General features: G+C 43.4%; 17 protein-coding genes. 13 read left to right on the top strand and 4 right to left on the bottom strand.

The window, feature by feature from the left end; genetic code table 11:
* Window positions 1–518: 518 nt before the first annotated feature.
* The 7 genes from GJU82_RS03985 (at window position 519) to GJU82_RS03955 (ending at window position 8041) form a co-directional block, all read left to right on the top strand.
* On the top strand, window positions 519–1817 hold the full coding sequence (locus GJU82_RS03985; RefSeq protein WP_153630970.1) for a carboxypeptidase-like regulatory domain-containing protein: 1299 nt from the start codon (window positions 519–521) through the stop codon (window positions 1815–1817).
* 191 nt (window positions 1818–2008) lie between these two features.
* On the top strand, window positions 2009–2491 hold the full coding sequence (locus GJU82_RS03980) for a MarR family winged helix-turn-helix transcriptional regulator (RefSeq protein WP_153630969.1): 483 nt from the start codon (window positions 2009–2011) through the stop codon (window positions 2489–2491).
* 358 nt (window positions 2492–2849) lie between these two features.
* Window positions 2850–3998, top strand: a complete 1149-nt coding sequence (locus GJU82_RS03975; protein ID WP_228488558.1) for a hypothetical protein — start codon at window positions 2850–2852, stop codon at window positions 3996–3998.
* A 10-nt stretch (window positions 3999–4008) separates the two neighbouring features.
* The gene (locus tag GJU82_RS03970; protein ID WP_153630968.1) at window positions 4009–5235 is read left to right on the top strand and encodes a glycine betaine/L-proline ABC transporter ATP-binding protein; all 1227 of its coding nucleotides are present in this window, start codon (window positions 4009–4011) and stop codon (window positions 5233–5235) included.
* Window positions 5232–6047, top strand: a complete 816-nt coding sequence (locus GJU82_RS03965) for a proline/glycine betaine ABC transporter permease (protein WP_153630967.1) — start codon at window positions 5232–5234, stop codon at window positions 6045–6047. Before GJU82_RS03970 ends, GJU82_RS03965 begins: the two co-directional genes overlap by 4 nt.
* Window positions 6048–6056: 9 nt before the next feature.
* Complete coding sequence (locus GJU82_RS03960; protein WP_153630966.1) at window positions 6057–6935, top strand: glycine betaine ABC transporter substrate-binding protein; 879 nt, start codon at window positions 6057–6059, stop codon at window positions 6933–6935.
* A 212-nt stretch (window positions 6936–7147) separates the two neighbouring features.
* Window positions 7148–8041, top strand: coding sequence for a LysR family transcriptional regulator (locus GJU82_RS03955; RefSeq protein ID WP_153630965.1), 894 nt, complete (start codon window positions 7148–7150; stop codon window positions 8039–8041).
* Window positions 8042–8221: 180 nt separating this feature from the next.
* Here GJU82_RS03955 and GJU82_RS03950 read toward each other — a convergent pair whose 3' ends face one another.
* Window positions 8222–9250 (bottom strand): YeiH family protein, encoded by a 1029-nt coding sequence (locus GJU82_RS03950; protein WP_153630964.1) that lies wholly within the window; start codon window positions 9248–9250, stop codon window positions 8222–8224.
* A gap of 557 nt (window positions 9251–9807) precedes the next feature.
* Here GJU82_RS03950 and GJU82_RS03945 point away from each other — a divergent pair.
* The 6 genes from GJU82_RS03945 to GJU82_RS03920 all read left to right on the top strand — a co-directional run bounded on the left by GJU82_RS03945 (window position 9808) and on the right by GJU82_RS03920 (window position 16649).
* On the top strand, window positions 9808–10539 hold the full coding sequence (locus GJU82_RS03945; RefSeq protein ID WP_153630963.1) for a sulfite exporter TauE/SafE family protein: 732 nt from the start codon (window positions 9808–9810) through the stop codon (window positions 10537–10539).
* 283 nt (window positions 10540–10822) lie between these two features.
* Complete coding sequence (locus GJU82_RS03940) at window positions 10823–11443, top strand: TetR/AcrR family transcriptional regulator (RefSeq protein WP_153630962.1); 621 nt, start codon at window positions 10823–10825, stop codon at window positions 11441–11443.
* Between the two features lie 27 nt (window positions 11444–11470).
* On the top strand, window positions 11471–12484 hold the full coding sequence (locus tag GJU82_RS03935) for an HlyD family secretion protein (protein ID WP_153630961.1): 1014 nt from the start codon (window positions 11471–11473) through the stop codon (window positions 12482–12484).
* A complete protein-coding gene (locus tag GJU82_RS03930; protein WP_153630960.1) occupies window positions 12481–14112 on the top strand; it encodes a DHA2 family efflux MFS transporter permease subunit in 1632 nt (543 codons plus the stop codon). Before GJU82_RS03935 ends, GJU82_RS03930 begins: the two co-directional genes overlap by 4 nt.
* Window positions 14105–15445, top strand: a complete 1341-nt coding sequence (locus tag GJU82_RS03925; protein ID WP_153630959.1) for a TolC family protein — start codon at window positions 14105–14107, stop codon at window positions 15443–15445. Before GJU82_RS03930 ends, GJU82_RS03925 begins: the two co-directional genes overlap by 8 nt.
* A 166-nt stretch (window positions 15446–15611) precedes the next feature.
* Window positions 15612–16649, top strand: a complete 1038-nt coding sequence (locus GJU82_RS03920; protein ID WP_153630958.1) for a rhodanese-related sulfurtransferase — start codon at window positions 15612–15614, stop codon at window positions 16647–16649.
* A 154-nt stretch (window positions 16650–16803) separates the two neighbouring features.
* Here GJU82_RS03920 and GJU82_RS03915 read toward each other — a convergent pair whose 3' ends face one another.
* The 3 genes from GJU82_RS03915 to GJU82_RS03905 all read right to left on the bottom strand — a co-directional run bounded on the left by GJU82_RS03915 (window position 16804) and on the right by GJU82_RS03905 (window position 20923).
* On the bottom strand, window positions 16804–18183 hold the full coding sequence (locus GJU82_RS03915) for an MFS transporter (protein WP_153630957.1): 1380 nt from the start codon (window positions 18181–18183) through the stop codon (window positions 16804–16806).
* 248 nt (window positions 18184–18431) lie between these two features.
* Window positions 18432–20036 carry a fumarate hydratase gene (locus tag GJU82_RS03910; RefSeq protein WP_153630956.1) on the bottom strand — a complete coding sequence of 535 codons (1605 nt, stop codon included), beginning with the start codon at window positions 20034–20036 and terminating at the stop codon, window positions 18432–18434.
* A 125-nt stretch (window positions 20037–20161) separates the two neighbouring features.
* Window positions 20162–20923: an MBL fold metallo-hydrolase gene (locus GJU82_RS03905; RefSeq protein ID WP_153630955.1), complete on the bottom strand. Its 762-nt coding sequence runs from the start codon at window positions 20921–20923 to the stop codon at window positions 20162–20164.
* Between the last annotated feature and the right edge of the window lie 344 nt (window positions 20924–21267).

The following is a 21267-nucleotide window of genomic DNA, read 5'->3' as shown; positions in this document are numbered from 1 at the left end:
AGCCTTGCAATTAGGAATGCCCCCCGGCTCAATAAACAGACCCGCGATTTACTACGCAGGTAGCAGCGGGCACTTACTTAGCCCGCACTGGCGAGCTAGATGACAACACCCGTAACATAGTAGCTCATCCTGGTTAGCTAGATGACAATATCGGAAACATAGTAGCTCATACCCGAAACTTCGGAAGAAATACCGACAACATAGCAGACAATTCCATACACTACGGAATCAATATTTATATCATAGTAATTCATTTCACATAGTTAGAAGTGATTATTATTTACATAGTTGCTTATTTCATGCTCTTCGGAAGGAATACTGTGTACGTAGTTAACGATTTCGGCAACTTAGTTACCCGCCACAGCCACCTGGTTACTCTCCTTCCCGGTCTGGTCACTGATAGTTTAAAAATATTCAGCGGAAGCGAAAAGAAAATACAAACCGGTTAAGGGCATTTTCAAGTCGGCTTGTCTTTAGAGTAGAAAGCACAAAGCAAGAAACGCTAAATAATTTAAGCCATGAAAACAAAACAGCCAATTAGTTTCAAAAACATGAAGGTATGGGTTACCTTACTTCTCTTTGTTTTCATTTCGGGAACAGCCGCAGCCGCCGGTCCGTATCCCCGTAGCCAGCCGGATGACAACCAGAACTACAAGACTTTCAAAGGGGTAATTCGGGATAGCGGTTCCGGCGATCCGCTGGTATTTGCCACACTTGCCATTGATGGGACCAACATTGCCACAGTAAGCAACTCGGACGGAGAATTCATTCTGAAGGTGCCGGAAGGCCAGCTAAAGAAAAACATAACCATTTCTTATATTGGTTATAAAAACAAGCAGGTTCCTGTTTCGGACCTGAAACCCGAACGCAACAAAATTGAGCTCGACGTTTTAGCCGTATCGCTTAGCGAAATCAAGGTTTTCCCGACCGATCCCGACCTGCTCATCCGGACTGTCATGTACAAGAAAAAGGACAACTATGTTGAAGAACCTTTGGAAATGACGGCTTTCTACCGTGAAACCATTAAGAAAGGATGGAGTTACGTGTCGCTTGCCGAAGCTGTTGTAGAGATATACAAACAGCCTTATACTTCAGCAAGAGCTGACAAAGTCAGGTTATTCAAAGGCCGGAAAAGCACCGATTACTCCAAACTGGACACGTTGGTATTTAAACTTCAGGGAGGTCCGTACACCAACTTGTTGATGGACATCATGAAGAATCCATACATCATCTTTACCGATGACATGATTGGAAACTATGAGTTCAACCTGGCCAGTGTAACCCGTATCGACAACCGGTTGGTTTACGTGCTGGAATTCAAACCCAGACCAGGCGCAGTTGACGCACTGTTCTATGGTAAATTGTTCATCGATACCGAATCGCTTGCTATCACCAGCGCCACATTCAACATGGACACATCCGATGAGCTGAAAGCTGCAGATATTCTTATCAAGAGAAAACCAAGGGGTGCGAAAGTGTACCCGACCGAAGCAGTTTATATGGTCAACTACCGCGAAAAAAACGGAAAATGGTATTACGGGTATTCCCGTGGCCAGGTAACATTTAAAATCAACTGGGACAAGAAGCTTTTCAACTCCCACTACATATCGACTATCGAAATGGCAGTAACCGACTGGGATAAAGCAGATGAAAAGCCGTTCAGATCATCGGTCCGCATGAAAATGAATGTCATTATGAGTGATGCCGTATCTGGCTTCGCCGACCCGGAATTCTGGGGCGAGTACAACGTCATCGAACCGGAAAAGTCAATCGACCAGGCCATCAGAAAAATACAGCGGAAAATGAAAAGAAATTAACATCAAACCGTAAGCTTAACAATCAATTAACTACTTAATTCCCGTATTCGGTCCCCATGCCCCTGCCGAAGATTTCGGCAGGGGTATTTTTTATATTCCGAAGCGCTACTTTGAAAGAAAAGCCTGCATTTTTATGTACTCCTTTCGGGAAAAGTTTGCAATTTTGAGTTGCAAACGACTCAGTTCACATTATGGATTTCACACCCGTCATTATAAAAGTCAGAAGGATTGTACGCTCGATCAACCTGGAATCGAAAAAAGTACAAAAGGAATATGGCGTAAGTATTCCGCAGCTACTTTGTCTCGAATACCTGAAAGAAGCCCCCAATTATCAGGCGACTCAGCGAATGATACGCGACCATATGCGCTTGAATTCGTCTACCATGACGGGAATTATTGACCGGCTGGAGAGAAAAGGGTTTGTTGCCCGCCTGCCCAAATCAGGCGATAAACGGGTCACCAATATAGCCCTCACGTCCAACGGAGAACGAATTTTAAAAAATACGCCCGACCTGATGCAGAAAAGGTTAGATATGAAGTTGCGCAGTCTTTCGGACGATGAAATTGGAAAAATCAACAACGCGCTCGATCTGCTCATCAATATGCTGGAAATAGAAAACATTGATGCCTCTCCGGTCCTCACCGGTGGAGAAGAAAATATCCGTGATTTCTGAAAGCAGCTAATTGCTCCGGTTTTTTTACCCCCTTTCATCCTTACCACAAAAGTACCCTCATTGGAGGTGTTATAAATAATTAACAGTAACTTTACATATGTTCTGCAGAACCTAAATTAGGCCCTGAATTCCTGCTGCGTCAATACAATCCATCCAAATAAATAACTAATAATTAATTTTCAGCAACTTATATCGAACCGAAGTTGCCTGAACCTTCGTTAATACTGCCTGATATTTGTTAATTCCCGTTCAAAGAAATACTTTTGTCGCACAGAACATATCTAACACTCCAGAAGTTCTAAACTGGAGTTGATGCCTTAAAATTTAGAGACATCATTTTAAATCAAACAATTAAATTATGGTTATTAGTAAAAGGAAGATTTTAATTACTGGATTACTATTATTTTTAATTACCCCTCTATTTTCTCAAAACGAAAAAAAAGAAAAAAGTCTTAAGATTGGCGGAGCGCTGCGTTTCAACTACCGCTACAAAGCATGGGACAAAGCCAACACCGATGTAGGCGGTGACTTTGTACTCGACATGTTTAGGATCAACGCAAAAGCACGTTACAACAAATTATTTCTGAATGCCGAATACCGGTTCTACCCGTCAGATTTTGGTGGTGGAATGCTGAAACAAGGTTTTGTTGGATACGATTTCACGCCCAAAACACAACTCCAGATTGGTGTGAACCAGGTCCCATTTGGCGCACTGCCTTATGCCAGTCATTCCTGGTTTTTCAACCTTCCTTATTATATCGGGTTGGAAGATGACTACGACACCGGTATCAAACTGGTTCACTCAACCGACGACTGGGCCTTTATGATGGCCTTCTATAAGAATGCCGAAGGTGGGAAAACCTGGAATAACTTTTCCGATGGTTCCAGTGGTTACGGAGTCGACCCGGCCCGTTACTCTTACGATGTAGCCGGCGATGATGAAGAACGCGGTCAATGGAACGGTCGGATCACCCGTAAATTCGGTCACAACGAAATAGGTGTTTCTGCTGAATACGGTCGGTTATTTAACCACGTAACCAAAAGTAATGGCGATCATTATGCGTTTGCTGCCCACTTCGACGGAAACTTTCTGCCCAAGCAGCAGTTAAATGTGAAACTGGAAGCGCTGACTTATGCGTATAATTCAGATGCGAACACAAATACGGTGACCATGGCCGCCTATAACTCTACTTACCAGGTTGCCAAAGAAGGCCAGGTTTACACGGCTGGTGTTGCGTATACGATTCCAATGAATTGGGGACCGTTTACCAGCATTCAGTTTTATGAAGACTATAACTACATGAATAAAAATGTTGATGGCTTCCTCGATACCCAAATGAACGTAGTTGGATCACTGATTTCAACGAAAGCAGGATTGTACACCTACGTTGATTATGCATCAGGTAAAAACCAGGACTGGTTTGGACCGTGGGGACATGGACTGGGCCAGGGCTCGGACAACAAGTGGCACTCCTGGTTCAACATCAACATTGGTTACTACTTTTAATTAAAAGCGTATGACGAAGATTCTCATTGAAGACCTTTACCTGATCTTTGGTAAAAATAGGGAAAAGGCTTTGAAACAGTCCCGCGAAGGGAAAAGCAAAGCCGAGGTTTTATCGTCTACCGGATGTACAGTGGCTGTGAACAAAACCAGCCTGAACATCGAAGAGGGTGAAATTTTTGTAATCATGGGCCTTTCGGGAAGTGGAAAATCCACCCTGCTTAGGTGCATCAACCGGCTCATTGAGCCAACAGCAGGCAAAATCATTGTGAACGAGCAGGACATTACCCGTTCGACCGACAAAGAATTGCTAAATATCAGAAGGAAAGAATTTGCGATGGTATTTCAGCATTTTGGCCTGCTTCCGCACCGGACCGTTCTGAGCAATGTTGCTTTTGGCCTTGAAATTCAGGGGATCACGAAAGAAGAACGTGAACAGAAAGCCCGGGAAACAATCGTACTGGTTGGACTCGAAGGTTACGAAGACATGAAAGTTTCCGAACTTTCCGGTGGAATGCAGCAGCGTGTAGGCCTGGCAAGAGGATTGGCCAACGACCCGGAAGTACTGCTGATGGATGAGGCATTTTCGGCGCTTGATCCCCTGATTCGCAACCAAATGCAAGACGAACTTCTGATCTTACAGGAGAAGATGCAGAAAACCATCGTGTTTATTACGCACGACCTGGATGAAGCCATTAAACTGGGTGACCGAATTGCTATCATGAAAGATGGTGAGATCGTCCAGGTAGGCACATCTGAAGATATCCTGACGGCACCGGCTGACGATTATGTCAAATCATTTGTCGAGAAAGTTGAGCGGGGAAGAATTATAACTGCTGCTTCGGTGATGTTTGAAAAACCGACCGTAGCACGATTAAAAAAAGACGGTCCGGAAGTGGTCATCCGCAAAATGCGGGAAGCCGGATTGAAAACACTTCCTGTTATCCGGACCAACCGGACTTTCATTGGATTTGTCCAACTGAAAGATGTTCTGGAAGCGAAAAAACAAGGTGCCAAAAGCATCGAAGAAATCGTTAATACAGAAGTCCACTCGGTGTACCCTGATACAACCGTGGAAAATATGCTGCCACTTCTGACAGAGACGGATCTTCCTATTCCGGTAGTAAACGAGGAGAATTTCCTGTTAGGATTGGTATCACAAACTTCCATCATTGTTGAGATGACCGGGAAGGATAACAAAGAGATTAAGGAAATCATTCAAAATGCCATTGACTTATGATTGATATCGGAACCTATATTGAACAATTCATCAATTGGCTGACTGCCAACTTCTCCGGTTTCTTCGACGGCGTCAACTATGGAATGACCAATTTCATCGGGGCGGTCGAGGGGTTCTGGGTCTGGCTGCCATTTTATATCACCATCGCGTTTATGGCCGGAATCGCCTTTTGGCAGGCCGGAATAGGAAATGGATTTCTGACACTCTTTGGCCTGTTATTCATCTACGGGATGGGCTACTGGGATCAAACCATGCAAACTTTTGCCCTGGTATTGTCCTCCGCCATCACGGCACTCGCAATTGGAATACCCCTGGGAATCTGGTCTGCGAGAAGCCAAACAGCCAACAAAATCATCCGCCCAATACTGGACTTTATGCAAACCATGCCGGCTTTCGTTTATTTGATACCGGCAGTACTGTTTTTCGGTTTAGGAACGGTCCCCGGAGCGTTTGCGACCATCATTTTTGCAATGCCACCGGTGGTCAGGCTTACCTCTTTAGGTATCAATCAGGTACCCGAAGACATTGTCGAGGCGACAAAAGCATTTGGTGCTACTTCGAGGCAATTGCTGGTAAAAGTTCAGGTGCCGCTGGCGATGCCTTCCATTCTGGCTGGGGTTAACCAAACCATTATGATGGCCCTCTCGATGGTCGTAATTGCCAGCATGATTGGTGCCAAAGGACTGGGTGAAATTGTTCTTCAGGGAATCAGCCAGTTACGCATCGGAATGGGATTCGAAGGTGGTTTGGCCGTTGTACTGTTGGCCATCATTCTCGACCGCATAACACAACATCTTGGAAAATCTAAATAATAAATGAATATGAATTTATTACGAAAACTCACTATCATCTCAGCCGCAGCACTGATGCTCACATCCTGTGGTGGTTCAAAGAAGAAAAATTCTGAAAAAGGCGCTCAGAAAAAAGTGACCATTGCCATGGTAAACTGGTCGGAGTGTATCGCTGACACTCACTTAGCCAAAGTAGCCCTGGAAGCACATGGCTACAAAGTTGATTTGATTAATGCCGACGTAGCACCTGTATTTGCAGCTGTTGCCAAAGGCGATGCCAATGTTTTCATGGAGGTTTGGAGCCCAATTACGCACAAGCCCTACCTTGACAAGTTCGGCGATAAAATTGAAAAACTGGGGACCATTTACAAAGATGGTCGTCTGGGATTAGTTGTTCCTGATTACGTTACCATCGGTTCCATCAACCAGTTGAACGAATACAAAGACAAATTCGAAGGCAAAATTATCGGTATCAACCCGGGAGCCGGTATCATGAAAATTACTCAGAAAGTAATTAAAGATTACGGTCTGAATTACGAATTAGTCACCTCAAGTGAAGCCGGAATGCTTGCCTCTTTGAAGAAAGCGTACGACAGAAAAGAGTGGATTGTGGTTACCGGCTGGAAGCCTCATACCATGTTTGCTAAATGGAAACTGAAAATTTTGAAGGATCCAAAAAAAGTAATGGGTGAAGCAGAAAACATCTCAACCTATGCAACCAAAGGATGGGCTGCTAAAAATCCGGAAGCTGCCACTTTCTTCAGCAACTTCAAGATGGATGACGACCTTCTCGGTTCATTGATGTTGGCCGTTGAAGCCGCTCCCGGTAAGGAAGATCAGGCTGCAAAAAAATGGTACGACGAACATAAGGAACTGGTCGATGGCTGGTTCAAGAAGCAAACCAACTAAGTTTTTACTCGACGAAACAAACGTTAATAGCCGAAAAACTCTGATGCTTTTTCGGTATATGAATAAACGATACTGAGTAAAGACGAACTCTATTATCATTTTAAATCCTGGACAGGTAGTTGCCAAGCAATCCTGTTCAGGATTTTTTCATGAAAAAGACTATTCACCCAAAATTCGTTCTATTTTTGATGTGGACGTTTTAAAACAATCGCATGGATTACCGCTACCAGGTTTTTCTGGCTGTCGCCAATAATTTGAGTTTTACCAAAGCAGCCCAGGAGATGTACATCAGTCAACCTGCTGTTACCCGTCACATTCGTGAACTGGAAAACACGTTGGGCCTCGCCCTCTTCAACCGAAAAGGAAACCGAATAACCTTGACAGCAGCCGGAGAAATCGTATACCGGTATGCCCAGAAAACACACATCCTTTACGATGAACTGCAATACGAACTCGGTACCCTAAAGCAAACCTTCTCCGGTTCACTGCGATTAGGAGCCAGTTCCACCATTTCGCAGTATGTAATTCCCGAAGTTATCGCGGCATTCCATACCCGCTACCCCGATATTGAGGTCAGTTTAATCAACGGCAACTCCTTTGAGATGGAGCAAAAACTGCAGGAAAACCGGATTGATTTAGCAATGGTAGAAAACTATTCCAGCAAAACCGATTTGCAGTACGTTGATTTTTCGGATGACGAAATTGTGGTCATTGCAGGCCATACTTGCAAATTTGGCCGGAATGCGAACGGCACACTCGCCGAACTTCAGCACATTCCGTTGGTAGTACGCGAAAGAGGCTCAGGAACACTGGAAGTTATTGAGCAATACCTGAAAAGTGCCGGCTATCCGCTCGACCGGCTGAATGTCATTCTTCATCTGGGAAGTACGGAAGCCATCAAAAATTTTCTTCCCCGCTTCAACGGAATCGGTCTCGTTTCTGTGAATGCCATCCATAAGGAAATTCAACTTAACACTCTGAAAATAATTCCAGTGAAGGGACTGAATATCAAACGAAAATTCCGCTTTGCCTACCCCAAAGGACCGCTAACCGGAAACGTAAAGTACTTTGTCGACTTCACGAAAAACTATAATACATCATTTTGACTAACAGCAATATAAATATTTATACACAAAGTAAATAATCAACTGTGCCCTGACAACAATTACCAATCGCATGTAATTTTAAAGGCCTGGCCACAATGGCCAAGCCGGAAGTTACTAAACGTTCTTTGGTATATCATAACAATTCGTTATGAATCTACGTTCTAATCACACAAGTTTTTTCTACAATGCCGATAAATATCTAACGACAAAATGTCCTCCTAAAATTAACCATATAAATAATATAAACGCTAATATAAAGGGTTTAATACCTGCTTCTTTAAATTGCTTAAGATGAGTTTCCATTCCTAAAGCCGTCATAGCAATAGTCAACAAAAACGTGTCGATATAGTTAATTACACTAACCAAGTCTTTCGGCAGCAAATTAAAGGAATTAAATCCGATAACAGCCAAAAATCCAAAGGCAAACCAGGGAATGGTAATTTTAGCAGTTTTAGATGAGTCACCTACAGTTCGTTTTGATTTTGCAACAATAAACGCAAATATTAACAGTACCGGAGCTAAAAAAATAACCCGTATCATTTTTACGATAATAGCAGTTCCTGAAATGCTTTTGCTCATTGCATTCCCGGCTCCTACCACATGGGCAACTTCATGCACTGTAGCACCGGTATAAAGTCCCCATTGCTGGCTAGTCAGATGCAAAATTCCACTCCTATATAACACGGGATACAAAAACATAGCCGTTGTTCCAAAAATAATCACAGTAGATACTGCAATAGCAGTTTTATACGGTTTGTTATTCAACACCGACTCCATACCCAACACTGCTGCTGCACCACAAATAGCACTTCCAGTACTGGTTAACAAGGCAATTTCCTTGTCTATCTTCATTAATTTACCCAGTAATATTCCGAGTCCCAGCGTCACGGTAATAATGACAATATCAATAATGATAGCGGACATACCGACATCCAGGACATTCTGAAAAGTCAATTTAAAACCGTATAAAATAATGGCCAGCCGTAAAATCTTTTTCGAGCTAAAATTTATTCCCGGTAACCACTCTTCCGGCATATGCTTTTTTAAAGTATTACCATATAACATACCTAATACAATACCTATAATAAGAGGGCTGAATGACAGATACCTTATTATTTTAAATTCTGATATATAAAAAGCAGAACAAGCAAACAACACCACAAATAAAACACCATGAATTACATGCACCTTTCTTTTTCGCTGAAGCATATTTCTATATTCTTTTTGTTAGACGCCTCAAAAATATGACATGTCTGTTTATTATTTTGCTTCCATTTCTTTATGACCAATAACACCAGGTTATAACATAACTCTATATCCCGCTAAAACCGGAAAAATTAAATGTTTTATCGACTCTATTCAAAACAATAACATATCATTATAACCAATAATATTTAGTTATTTGTTTTCCCTATGACTTCGGTGTAGCTTTGCATTAATATTAGTATAGTAAAAGAATTAGTCGCCCTCATCGCAGTATTAACAAAATAAAAATGATAACCGCATCAACATTCCGTGGTTCATTCCGTTATTTGTAGTAGCCATGAATGTTGCTCATTATATCTCTCAAAGAAGCCGTACTTTTAAACATCTGAGCTGGCTGAAGGCTGGGAGAAAAGAGCTTGTTGGTGGCGCTGCTCTTCATCGGAGCAGGAATTTCGAAAAAAGACATAAAATCAGCAGGATGGTGGCCCGTCCTGATGGGACTGGTTCTCTGGACCCTAGTTTCCGTCTCCTCCATCCTGGTTCTCAATTAACCAAAAACTATGGAATGGGTATTCATCGCAATAGTCATACTATTTGCATCAGTACTAAAGGGTTTGACAGGTTTTGGCTTTGCCCTGCTTGCCATGCCTTTTCTGCTCATTTTTTATCCGGCCAAAGTAGTCATCCCGGTACTAACCCTGTTTAACCTGCTTACTTCCACGCAGATTATTTTGAAAATACCGAACCTGAAACTAAACCGGTACACCCTGAAGATCCCAATCTGGGGAGTTATCGGAACCATCCCTGGTGTGATATTACTGAATTTCATCGAAGATCGTCCGTTCAAAATATTTGTGGGAGCAATGCTTATTATTGTTTCCGTTGCCTTTTTAAAAGGATTTCGTTTTAAAATCAAAGATCCTTTACGCGGTTCAGTAACGGCTGGTTTGACCAGCGGATTTCTCGGAGGCTTCACGTCCATCAGTGGTCCTCCCCTTGCCCTTTTTCTCACCTCACTCAATGTTTCCAACGACGATTTTCGGGGCAAGTTCGCCTATTTCAATATTGCAACTGCTACACTGGCCATCATCGGATATGCCTTCAGTCATATGCTTACCGTTCAAACACTGAAAATAACAGCCTTTCAACTTCCCATCATGATTTTTGGGATTCTCATTGGTCAAAAGCTCAGTCGGGTTGTTTCGGTCAGCTTGTTTCAGAAAATCTGTATCTTGATTACGCTGTTTTCCGGATTCATGACCCTTTTCAGTGTACTGCATCCCATCGGTTAAAATCACCCTATTTTGTTAAAAAATCCTTCCAAATAAAATATTCCACTTGTACATCCGTCTACCCGAACAGAGCTATTAATAAATAACAGTTTAGGTGAAGGAACATCAAATATTCTTGACTTCACCTTAAGTATTCAAGGCACTTATTGTCATAATGTTGTTAAAAAATGATCACATAGATTCTTTTATCTTCCGCTAAATATTTAAGATTTACGAAACATTTCTACGATATGATTGTATTATTTTTGACCCTTCTAACAATAAGGTCAAATAGAATAAGAGAATGGTTCAGGTAAAACATACCGGAGGAAACACAGAGAAACTCAATCGAATAATTGAGGCGGCACAGCGACGTTTCGGAATTTATGGTCTGGAAAAAACGTTCATGCGTGAAATTGCTTCAGATCTGGGTATCTCCAAAGCTTCGCTCTATTACTATTTCCCTGACAAGGAGCATCTTTATATTCATGTTGTTGATAAGGAGCACGATGAATTCATCAAAAATCTCCGACGCAATATGGAACAATCAGGGGTTCCCGATCAAATGATTCGAAACTTTGTGAAAACCCGGATGGAATTGTTCCGCACCTTTTTAAATCTCAGTCGGTTTAAGATGAGTAATCTCATGGAATTCAAAACGCTCATGAACGAGTCATGGATACGTTCGAAAGCTAAAGAGACTACAATCATGAGTGATGTATTAAAACAGGGAATGGAGAGTGGTTTATTTCGAAAGGATGATCCCGACGAACTGGCTGCTTTATTTATCGATATACTTCGGGGACTGCGAAGTACCTTCATTAAAAATAAGGAATACTTCTTTCTGGATGACGAAGAGTACTCTGTGCTCCTGGAGAAAACAAATTTGTTTACCGAAGTTTTTATTCGGGGAATTTTGAAGTAGAAATTAAAAAATAGCTATAAAGAATATATGACCGAAAAGAATCAGAAAAAAGGAAAGGTTGTCAGGGTTTACCTTCCCCTGGCCATTGTAATTGCCGTCGTTTTAGGCATTGGATGGTATTATTACAAAGAATACACGCATTATATCAAAACGGATGATGCGTATGTAGATGCGGACAAGGTTGCCGTTAGCGCCAAGATGATGGGACGCATCGAAAAGATGTATGTGGATGAAGGAGACACTGTACAAAAAGGAAAACTCTTGGCCGAACTGGACAGCACTGATTTGCTGGCTCAAAAAGTTCAGGCTGAGGCCGCGGTTGAACAGGCGCAAACAGCATTGGTCCAGGCACAGGCACAATACGAATATTATAAAGAAAACCTGAAGGTGCTGAAGGTAAACCTGAGCAAAAGCAAAGATGATTTGGATCGTGGAAAAACGCAATTCAATGGCGGAGTAATCACACAGGAGAAGTATGAGCATTTGCAAAAGGCTTTTGAAGCGTCGTCAGCTACTTATCAGGCCGCGCTCAAACAGCTTCAGGTGGTGCAATCGCAGATTAAAAGTGCCAAAGCTGCTATTAATACAGCCAAATCACAAGTAGGTGTAATTGAAGCTTCGTTAGATAATACCAAACTTTACGCCCCCATTAGCGGAGTCATAGCCAAGCGTTGGTTATTGCAAGGCGATATGGCACAACCTGGCCAATCGGTAGTAACCATTTCGAACCATCATGATTACTGGATAACCGTTTACCTGGAAGAAACCAACGTTGGTGAAATCAAAAATGGCCAACAGGCCAAATTCACCATCGACGCGTATCCGGGAGTAACTTTTTCTGGAAGGATTTTCTACATCGGTTCCAACGCCGCTTCGCAGTTTGCACTCATTCCGCCAGACAACGCTTCCGGAAACTTTACGAAAGTTACGCAGCGTGTCCCGGTAAAAATATCAATCGACAAAGCAGATAACAACGAAGAAATCAGTCAATTCAATCTGATGGCCGGAATGTCATCAGTCATTAAAATTATTAGACAATGAGCCATTTACGGAAAATAACGCTTGCCCACCGAATCAGGCGGATTCTCCGGAACAGAGACTCATCGTATCATCCCAAAAGTAAGTTTTATCGTTGGTGGGTTTTGGGAAATGTTATGATCGGAACCTTTATGGCGGTATTGGATGCCACCATTGTTAATGTGGGTTTACCAAAGATCATGGCCTCCTTTGGTGTGAACATCGATAAAATAGAATGGGTACTGACAGCTTACATGCTGGCCATGGCCGTCATGCTTCCAACTTCCGGTTGGTTTGCCGACCGGTTTGGGCACAAGCGAATGTATTTTTTCGGTTTGTTCCTGTTCACTTTCGGTTCCATGATGTGTGGAATGTCGGGCAACGAGGATATGCTTATTTTTTCCCGGGTTATCCAGGGATTAGGAGCCGGTTCCCTAATGCCTATCGGGATGGCCATCATCACCCGCGAATTTCCGCCGGAACAACGTGGAACAGCCCTTGGATTCTGGTCTATTTCGGCGGCGGCGTCGGTTTCGTTCGGCCCGCTGATTGGGGGGTACCTGGTCGATAATTTCAGCTGGGAGCTCATGTTCGACGTCAATGTCCCGATAGGGATCATCGGTATGATCTTCACCGTGATCATCCAGAAGGAATACATCAACCCCAAGGTGGGAAAATTTGATTTGATCGGCTTTTTGTCGGTAAGTATTTTTCTGCCCGTGTTGCTCTATGCCTTGTCGGAGGGAAATGCGGCGACCAACAGTGGAGGATGGCATGCCCCATTGATTCTGGCCTGTTTTGCCATATCGGCTATTGCTTTGACAGTGTTTATTGTTACTGAATTAAATGTGAAAAAACCATTGGTGGATTTGAAATTGCTGAAAAACCATAATTTTGCCATTAGCAATCTCATCATGTTCATCTTCGGAATTGGCATGTTCGGAAGTACGTTCCTGTTGCCCCTGTATTTGCAAAATTCACTGGGATACACAGCTATTCAGGCGGGGGCCGTTTTCCTGCCCATTGGGTTTATTCAGGGGTCTGCCTCACCGCTTGCCGGCCGGTTTGCCGATAAGTTTAATGCTAAGATTCCGGTAATTCTGGGGATTATCCTCCTGGCGCTCAGCTTCTACCTAAATAGTCTGTTTTCGAGGCTTACTGAGCACAACTATATCATGCTTTCCCTGTACATTCGGGGACTGGCGATGGGGATCATCTTTACCCCGCTGAGTGCAATCTCCCTCCTCGAGATTTCGAGGGACCAGATGGCACAGGCATCCGGATTATTTAATGTCATTCGTCAGTTGGGAGGAAGTTTTGGTGTAGCAATTCTCGCAACTCTTCTTACCTCACGAACAAAATACCATTCCACAATTTATGGTGAAGCCCTGAATCTGAATTCAGAAACTTTTCATCAGGTGACCCAAAACATGACTGGTTACATTCAGCATACAACCGGAAGTTCCATGGGAACTGCGGCTATGCAGGCAAAATCGCTACTAATCGGTCACGTAAGCAGTGAAGCTTTCATTCAGGGGATTGACGATGACTTTTTGATAGCCGCTATCATCACAATAATTGGTGGAATACCGGTTTTCTGGCTACATACCAGGAAAAAACTGGAAGCTAAAAATCGAGTGAATCATGATTAAGAAATACCCTATTTTACTATTGCTCATTGCCACACTAATGGCATTTCATCAGCCTGTACAGGCACAAACTGAAGCGGTCGCTATGGAGACAACGGCAACCGATTCGCTTTCGCTGGACAGCATCATCAGCAAAGTTGTCAGCAGTTATCCTTCGGTAAAAGAAGCTGAAGAAGCCGTAAAAAGAGCAGACACGCAAATCGAACTGGCCCGCTCGGGACATTACCCCAACGTAAGTGCCAATGCCAGTTATTCGCACATTGGGCCTGTGACCAAATTTACTCTGCCCGGATCCGGAGAAATTCAAATGAATCCGAATGATAATTATGCGGCAACTATCAATGTCAGTCAATCCATCTCCGATTTTGGAAAAACCGCTGCAAATATAGCTTATCAGCAGGAAACCAAAAAGCTTGGACAACAAACGCTGCAACAGGTAAAGCAACAATTGACTATCCGCGCTATTCATACCTACTACAGTTTGCTTTTCCTGCAGGATGCGATTGATATCAAAAACGAGCAGTTGGCCAATTTGCAACACCATCTCGATTTCATCGTAAAAAAGAGAAAAACCGGCTCGGCAACCCAATACGAGGAACTTTCCACGAAAGTGAAAATTTCCGGAGTGAAAAGTGAGAAACTGGATATTCTGTCGTCTATCCGTGTTCAGCAGGCTGTGCTAAACACGCTTCTTGGAGAACCAGAAACAACGCATCATTTTGTGAAGGAAAAGCTGACCGTAGAACGACCGGCTATCCTTCCTGATACCATGATCAACCTGGCTGTCCGCAATCGTGATGAAATGAAGATTGCCCGCGAAAAAATTCGGTTAGCAGAATTAAATTTGAATCTGATTAAATCGGAGAATACACCCAGTCTGAAAGCCTTTGTTTCGGCCGGAGCAAAAAACGGTTACATTCCAGACCTGCATCAGTTCAAACCAAACTATGTAGCTGGTTTGGATTTTCACATTCCGATTTTTGATGCAAACCGAAACAAAAATCAAAGACTACTGGCTAAATCAGGGATACAAACTTCCATTTACGAAACAGAACGGTTACAACGGGAAGTAGCAAGTGATGTAATTCAAAACTCCGCAAATGTCGAAACAGCAGAGCAAAAGGTAAAACAGTTCGAACTCCAGCTGAAACAGGCGCGTGACGCCTTTTCTCTGGCCGAAACCAGCTACAAGGCGGGCGTCATTACCAACCTTGATTTGTTGGATGCCACCACAGCCGTGTCGAACAGCCAGTTACTACTACTCAAGTCCCAAATTGATTATGCATTAAGCGTATATGACCTGCAGGCTGCTGTGGGTAAACACATATTTGAGTAACTTTTCGGAGGAGAACATCCTTCCATACTGTATACAAAACCGTATCCGCCTGGCTACGGTTTTTTTTATGCGACGAAATTTTTGCCTGCATCAACACAAGCCATTTGTGAAAATTCCCGAAAAAATTACCTTTGCACTATATTAATTTAGACCACATTTCAATAAGATGTTTCTTTACAATCGAATTAATAAGGAAGAGCTGAAAAAGCAACTGATGGCGGAGACTTTCAACCGGAAAACCATTTCGTTTTACCGTTATCACTACATTGATAACCCGGGTGAAATCCGTGATCAACTTTATCGTGAATGGTTCCCGCTGGGATGTTTCGGGCGCATTTATATTGCCCGCGAAGGTATCAATGCGCAAATGAGTGTCCCTGGACACACCATGGAAGCCTTCATGGAAACATTGATAAAATTCGACTTATTGAAGGATATTCCCATAAAATACGCCATTGAAGACGACGGCAAATCCTTCTACAAACTGACCGTTAAAGTTCGTCCGAAAATTGTGGCCGATGGGCTTGATAAACGAACTTTTGATGTAACCAATGTAGGAAAACATCTCAGTGCGCTGGAATTTCATGAACTAGCCGGTAAAGATGATACCATCATTGTGGACATGCGCAATTTCTACGAAAGTGAAATTGGCCACTTCGAAGGTGCCATTTGTCCTGAAGCAGATACTTTCCGCGAAGAGATTGAAATGGTGGCAGAGCAGTTGCAGGATAAGAAAGATGAGAAAATACTACTTTACTGTACCGGCGGTATTCGTTGTGAGAAGGCCAGCGCTTACCTTCGTCATTTTGGTTTCAACGATGTAAACCAGCTGCACGGTGGAATTCTGGAATATGCCCGACAAATCAAAGCTGAAAATATTACCTCACGCTTTGTAGGTAAAAACTTTGTATTCGACGAGCGAATGGGCGAAAGTGTGGACGGTCAAGTCATTTCGCATTGTCATCAATGCGGCAAACCTTGCGACACCCATACCAACTGTTCCAATCATGCCTGCCACCTGCTCTTCATTCAGTGCCCTGAATGTGCGGCTCAGTACGATGGTTGTTGTTCAGATGAATGTCGTGACGAAAAGCGTGATCCGGAAAAGAATACCGGCGCACGCAAAAAAAAATATCAATTCGGTAACCGGAAAAGAAACCGTGCCAGTCTCGGTTTAAGAAAGAAACTGGAAGCAAGCAAATAAAAAAATATTTGTCTCACTTATTTAAATAGAAAAACACCTAAATTTTCAATCCATATATCACAAATTTAGCCCAACATCCGATAAGGAGTTGGCTATTTATTTTGACGGCTTCAACCTTTCGGCTGAATAGATTTTCAGTGATAAAATCCTCTTTTTATTCCCTGACGCTGGTTGCCAGCTCAACTTTGCGACTTTTTAGCCGTACCGAGAAAAGAGTCATTGCAAGAATCATCACCGCCAGATAAAGAAACAGGTTTTGGTAACCTTTAATTCCTTCTTCTGACGCTGTCACAGCTCCGATGATCGCTCCCCCCAGCATCTGCCCGATGCTGATAAAAATGGTCACCAGCCCCTGTGTAGTGGCACGTTCGGCTGCCGATACTTCGTTTAACATGATGTAGCGCAACGAACTTCCCGACGGAACCGAAAGCCCCAGGCCAATCAACGCTCCGGAAAGGTAAAAGAAAGTGCGGCTCCCTTCCACTTCATGCATCAGGTAATAACCAACAGTCGCTATAACTAATCCAATTAATATCACAACACGTGAGCCAAGCGAATCAAGCATGCGTCCAAACAGAGGCGAACCAACCGCAATGGCGAGTACGGCGGGAAGTAACATGAAGCTGGCTTTCGCCGAAGTTACGCCAAAAACATCCACCACAAAATCGGGAACAAACACAAAGGAAGCCTGCAAAACTCCCGTTCCAAAAGCGATGAGAGCCACCAATCGTATTTGCCGGCCCTGAAACATATTCACCCGTACTACCGGGGTTTTTGCATTTTTCTCAACCCGGACAAACACAAAAAGGAATGCCAGCGAAGCAATTAAAAAGGGTAATACCCGGATGGATGCCAAGCTGCTGAAAAAGCCTAAAGTGCTGGTACGGTTGATACCCAAAGCAAACGCCCCAAGCAAAAGTCCAAGCAAAACAATTCCCTTCCAGTCGAGTACCGAAGAACTTTCAATGCTTTTATTGGGCAAAATGCGGAAGCTTCCCCACATGATGAGCGCAGCAATTGGCAGATTAATCAGGAAAAGGTAGTTCCATGGAAAGAACGACAACATGGTTCCAGCCAAAACCGGCCCGATAATGAAAGCCAGTCCGAAAACCGCTCCGATGAAACCTAAAATCCGGCCACGTTTCTCAGGCGGAAACACATCTCCCACTACTGCAGAAGCCACCGGGAAAATACCGCTCGAACCAAATCCCTGCACAGCACGTCCCACCATAAGCATCTCGAAAGTGTGTGAAAGTGCAACAATAAGTGACCCAACAGCGAACAGTAAAACAGAAAGCATGTAGATGTTCCGTCGTCCAAAACGGTCGGAAAGCTTGGCAAACAGCGATATTCCCACCAGGTTGAACAACACATAGATTGAAAAAATCCATCCGAGTAAACGCTGACTGACAGCAATATCCTTTGAAATAGACGGAATGGCCGGTCCGACAATGGAAATATCCAGGGCTCCCATCAGAACACCCACAAAAAGCACCAGCAGTATTTTTCGGTTACTGCGTTTATTTTGCTCCATAATGAAAAATTGTTTTTAAAATATTTTCAAAACTCCGCCAGTTAAGAATGGTCAGCAAATAACTTAGAGAATAACCGCAATTTTGCCCGAATGTTTATGTCCGTTTAACAAAAAAGCGATAAAAAGAAGCCGGCCACAAAGTAATTATATGTTGGTTACTCAACAGCAATTATTTACTGCTGCAACTTAAAAAAAGAAAAGCCGCACCAAATGATGCAGCTTTGTATATAATGTCGTGTAAAACCGATTTACAACATTTCGAAGAAATCGTTTCCCTTATCGTCAACGATAATGAAAGCCGGGAAGTTTTCCACCCGGATTTTCCGGACAGCTTCCATTCCCAGTTCAGGGAAATCAACCACTTCAACGGATTTGATGTTATCCTTGGCCAGGATAGCCGCCGGTCCGCCAATGGAACCCAGATAGAAACCACCGTGTTGCTTACAAGCATCGGTTACCACCTTCGAGCGGTTTCCCTTGGCCAGCATAATCATGGAACCACCCATACTTTGGAACAGATCTACATACGGGTCCATCCGGTTGGCCGTTGTCGGGCCAAAACTACCTGAAGGCATTCCTACCGGAGTTTTTGCCGGTCCGGCATAATAAACCGGATGATTCTTAAAATACTCAGGCAACGGTCCGCCCCTATCAACCATATCCTTGATTTTTGCATGGGCGATATCGCGGGCAACAATCAGCGTGCCTTTCAAATTCAAACGGGTTTTCACCGGATATTTGGTCAGTTCCTTCAGCACATCGCCCATGGGCTGATCCAAATCAATTTCTACCGGAGAAGCCAATTCCGGAGCTTTCGCCGGAAGGAAACGAGCCGGATTTTTTTCCATCTGCTCCACAAAAATACCTTCTTCGGTAATTTTTGCCTTGATGTTACGATCGGCACTACAGCTTACGCCCACGCCCACCGGACAGGACGCCGCATGACGTGGCAAACGAATCACCCGTACATCGTGCGTGAAATATTTACCGCCAAACTGGGCGCCAATGCCAGACTCTTCGGCTATTTTCTGCACTTTGGCCTCCCATTCCAAATCACGGAATGCCTGTCCACCATCGTTTCCTTCAGTAGGCAGGTTGTCCAAATCACCTGCTGATGCCAGTTTTACCGTTTTCAGGTTGCCTTCGGCAGAAGTTCCGCCAATCACAATCGCCAGGTGATAAGGAGGGCAAGCTGCTGTTCCCAGGTCCCTGATTTTCTCCTTAATAAATATGGTCAGCGACTCTTCGTTCAACAACGACTTGGTTTGCTGATACAGATACGTTTTATTAGCCGAACCACCTCCCTTGGTCAGGAAAAGGAATTCGTATGAATTGCCGGGCTTGGAGTAAACATCAATCTGAGCCGGAAGATTGGTCCCGGTATTTTTCTCATCGAACATGGTATAAGGCACCACTTGCGAGTAACGAAGGTTACGATCGCCGTAGGTATTAAAAATTCCCTTCGACAAGAATTCAGCATCATCCACACCGGTGTAAACATCTTCACCTTTCTTAGCTATCACAATAGCGGTTCCGGTATCCTGGCACGTAGGCAAATCGCCACTGGCCGAAACTTCGGAGTTTTTCAGTAGTGTGTAAGCTACGAAACGGTCGTTATCCGTTGCTTCCGGATCGTCCAGAATCCTGGCTACTTTTTCAAGGTGTGCCGGACGAAGGTAGAACGATACGTCAGCAATCGCTTCCTGTGCCAGCAATTCAAGGCCTTTCGGATCCACTTTCAAAATTTTACGGCCGTCAAACTCCACGGTAGATACAAAATCTTTTGTCAGAAGACGGTATTGCGTCTTTTCTTCCTTTACAGGAAAAGGTTTTTGGTACTTAAATTCAGCCATGATTTTATCCCAAATATTTTATTAAATGCTTATCGCGAATGCTTTCGGCGAAAGCCAAAAGCACCCTATTATTCATTGTAAAGCGTAACAAATATATACATAATGCAGAAAAGAATGAATCTCAACTATTCAATTCTGACCACATCGGTTGGCGCATAGCGCGAGGTTAACCGCACATCATATTTATCTGATAACAAACTGAATGACTCCATTGCCAGCTCCGGCGTATTGTTCTCAGCCGAAATATGGGACAAAAAAATCAGGACCAACTCCTCTCCTGCTTTTTCCTGTACTAAATTTAGCGCCTGAAAGTTTGACAAATGCCCGTTTTTCGATCCAACCCGCTGTTTTAGATAATATGGATACGGACCATTCATCAGCATCGGTTCGTCGTAGTTGGTTTCCAGAAAAACCGCCTGACAGTGTGTGAAATGGTGATGTAAATTCTCGCAGGGTTCCCCGATATCGGTAAACACGCCAATGTATTTGTCATCCAACTGAATACTGAAACTGCAAGGCTCTACGGCATCGTGATTTTTCAGGAAAGAATGTACCGTGATAGAACCAATAGAAACCGACTCGCCGGGTTTGAAAAAACGAGGACTGTTGGGTTGCACTCTCCGGGAGAGCTTCAGATAGGTTTGTGCCGTAAAATAAACCGGGATGTTATATCGGTTAGAGAATACCCGGACACCGCGCACATGATCGGCGTGTTCATGAGAAACGAAAACCGCTTTAATCTTCTGCAAATCCAGTCCTTTTTCGGCCATTCGCTGCACCGCCTGTTTGGTCGATATTCCCAAATCAATGAGCACAGCCTCCGTCTCATTTCCCACGTAATAACAATTTCCGTTACTCCCCGATGCAATGGCACATATTTCAATCATTTCGTCGTATCTGAAAATAAATTGCTAAGATAAAACTGCCAGGCCAAATGAACACGCAATAATTGTTGAAAAATATAAGCATTGAATAAGTCTTAGAAGAAATATTGGTCACCTACCCAAATCAACAATGTGTCCTAACAACATACAATATATTCATTTTCCACAATCGAAATCACATAGCATGGACCATTAGAATTATTTGTGACAACAATGGCAAACCGTGCATCTCCGAAAGTGTTCAACAAGGATGGCAAAAGTTTTTCAGGTTAACCGAATATTTATTAAAAAGTTGGTAGGGTAACTCGTCAATCATTCGGTGTAAGGTTAAAATTATTAATTAACCA

The organism is Prolixibacter sp. SD074 (assembly GCF_009617895.1).
Lineage (GTDB): Bacteria > Bacteroidota > Bacteroidia > Bacteroidales > Prolixibacteraceae > Prolixibacter.
Note: the sequence above shows the minus strand (reverse complement) of the source record. Positions and strands in the feature narration are given on the sequence as shown.

Coding starts and splice junctions, on each gene's coding strand:
- GJU82_RS03985 (WP_153630970.1), top strand. CDS start 519: ATGAAAACAAAACAGCCAATTAGTTTCAAAAACATGAAGGTATGGGTT.
- GJU82_RS03980 (WP_153630969.1), top strand. CDS start 2,009: ATGGATTTCACACCCGTCATTATAAAAGTCAGAAGGATTGTACGCTCG.
- GJU82_RS03975 (WP_228488558.1), top strand. CDS start 2,850: ATGGTTATTAGTAAAAGGAAGATTTTAATTACTGGATTACTATTATTT.
- GJU82_RS03970 (WP_153630968.1), top strand. CDS start 4,009: ATGACGAAGATTCTCATTGAAGACCTTTACCTGATCTTTGGTAAAAAT.
- GJU82_RS03965 (WP_153630967.1), top strand. CDS start 5,232: ATGATTGATATCGGAACCTATATTGAACAATTCATCAATTGGCTGACT.
- GJU82_RS03960 (WP_153630966.1), top strand. CDS start 6,057: ATGAATTTATTACGAAAACTCACTATCATCTCAGCCGCAGCACTGATG.
- GJU82_RS03955 (WP_153630965.1), top strand. CDS start 7,148: ATGGATTACCGCTACCAGGTTTTTCTGGCTGTCGCCAATAATTTGAGT.
- GJU82_RS03950 (WP_153630964.1), bottom strand. CDS start 9,250: ATGCTTCAGCGAAAAAGAAAGGTGCATGTAATTCATGGTGTTTTATTT.
- GJU82_RS03945 (WP_153630963.1), top strand. CDS start 9,808: ATGGAATGGGTATTCATCGCAATAGTCATACTATTTGCATCAGTACTA.
- GJU82_RS03940 (WP_153630962.1), top strand. CDS start 10,823: ATGGTTCAGGTAAAACATACCGGAGGAAACACAGAGAAACTCAATCGA.
- GJU82_RS03935 (WP_153630961.1), top strand. CDS start 11,471: ATGACCGAAAAGAATCAGAAAAAAGGAAAGGTTGTCAGGGTTTACCTT.
- GJU82_RS03930 (WP_153630960.1), top strand. CDS start 12,481: ATGAGCCATTTACGGAAAATAACGCTTGCCCACCGAATCAGGCGGATT.
- GJU82_RS03925 (WP_153630959.1), top strand. CDS start 14,105: ATGATTAAGAAATACCCTATTTTACTATTGCTCATTGCCACACTAATG.
- GJU82_RS03920 (WP_153630958.1), top strand. CDS start 15,612: ATGTTTCTTTACAATCGAATTAATAAGGAAGAGCTGAAAAAGCAACTG.
- GJU82_RS03915 (WP_153630957.1), bottom strand. CDS start 18,183: ATGGAGCAAAATAAACGCAGTAACCGAAAAATACTGCTGGTGCTTTTT.
- GJU82_RS03910 (WP_153630956.1), bottom strand. CDS start 20,036: ATGGCTGAATTTAAGTACCAAAAACCTTTTCCTGTAAAGGAAGAAAAG.
- GJU82_RS03905 (WP_153630955.1), bottom strand. CDS start 20,923: ATGATTGAAATATGTGCCATTGCATCGGGGAGTAACGGAAATTGTTAT.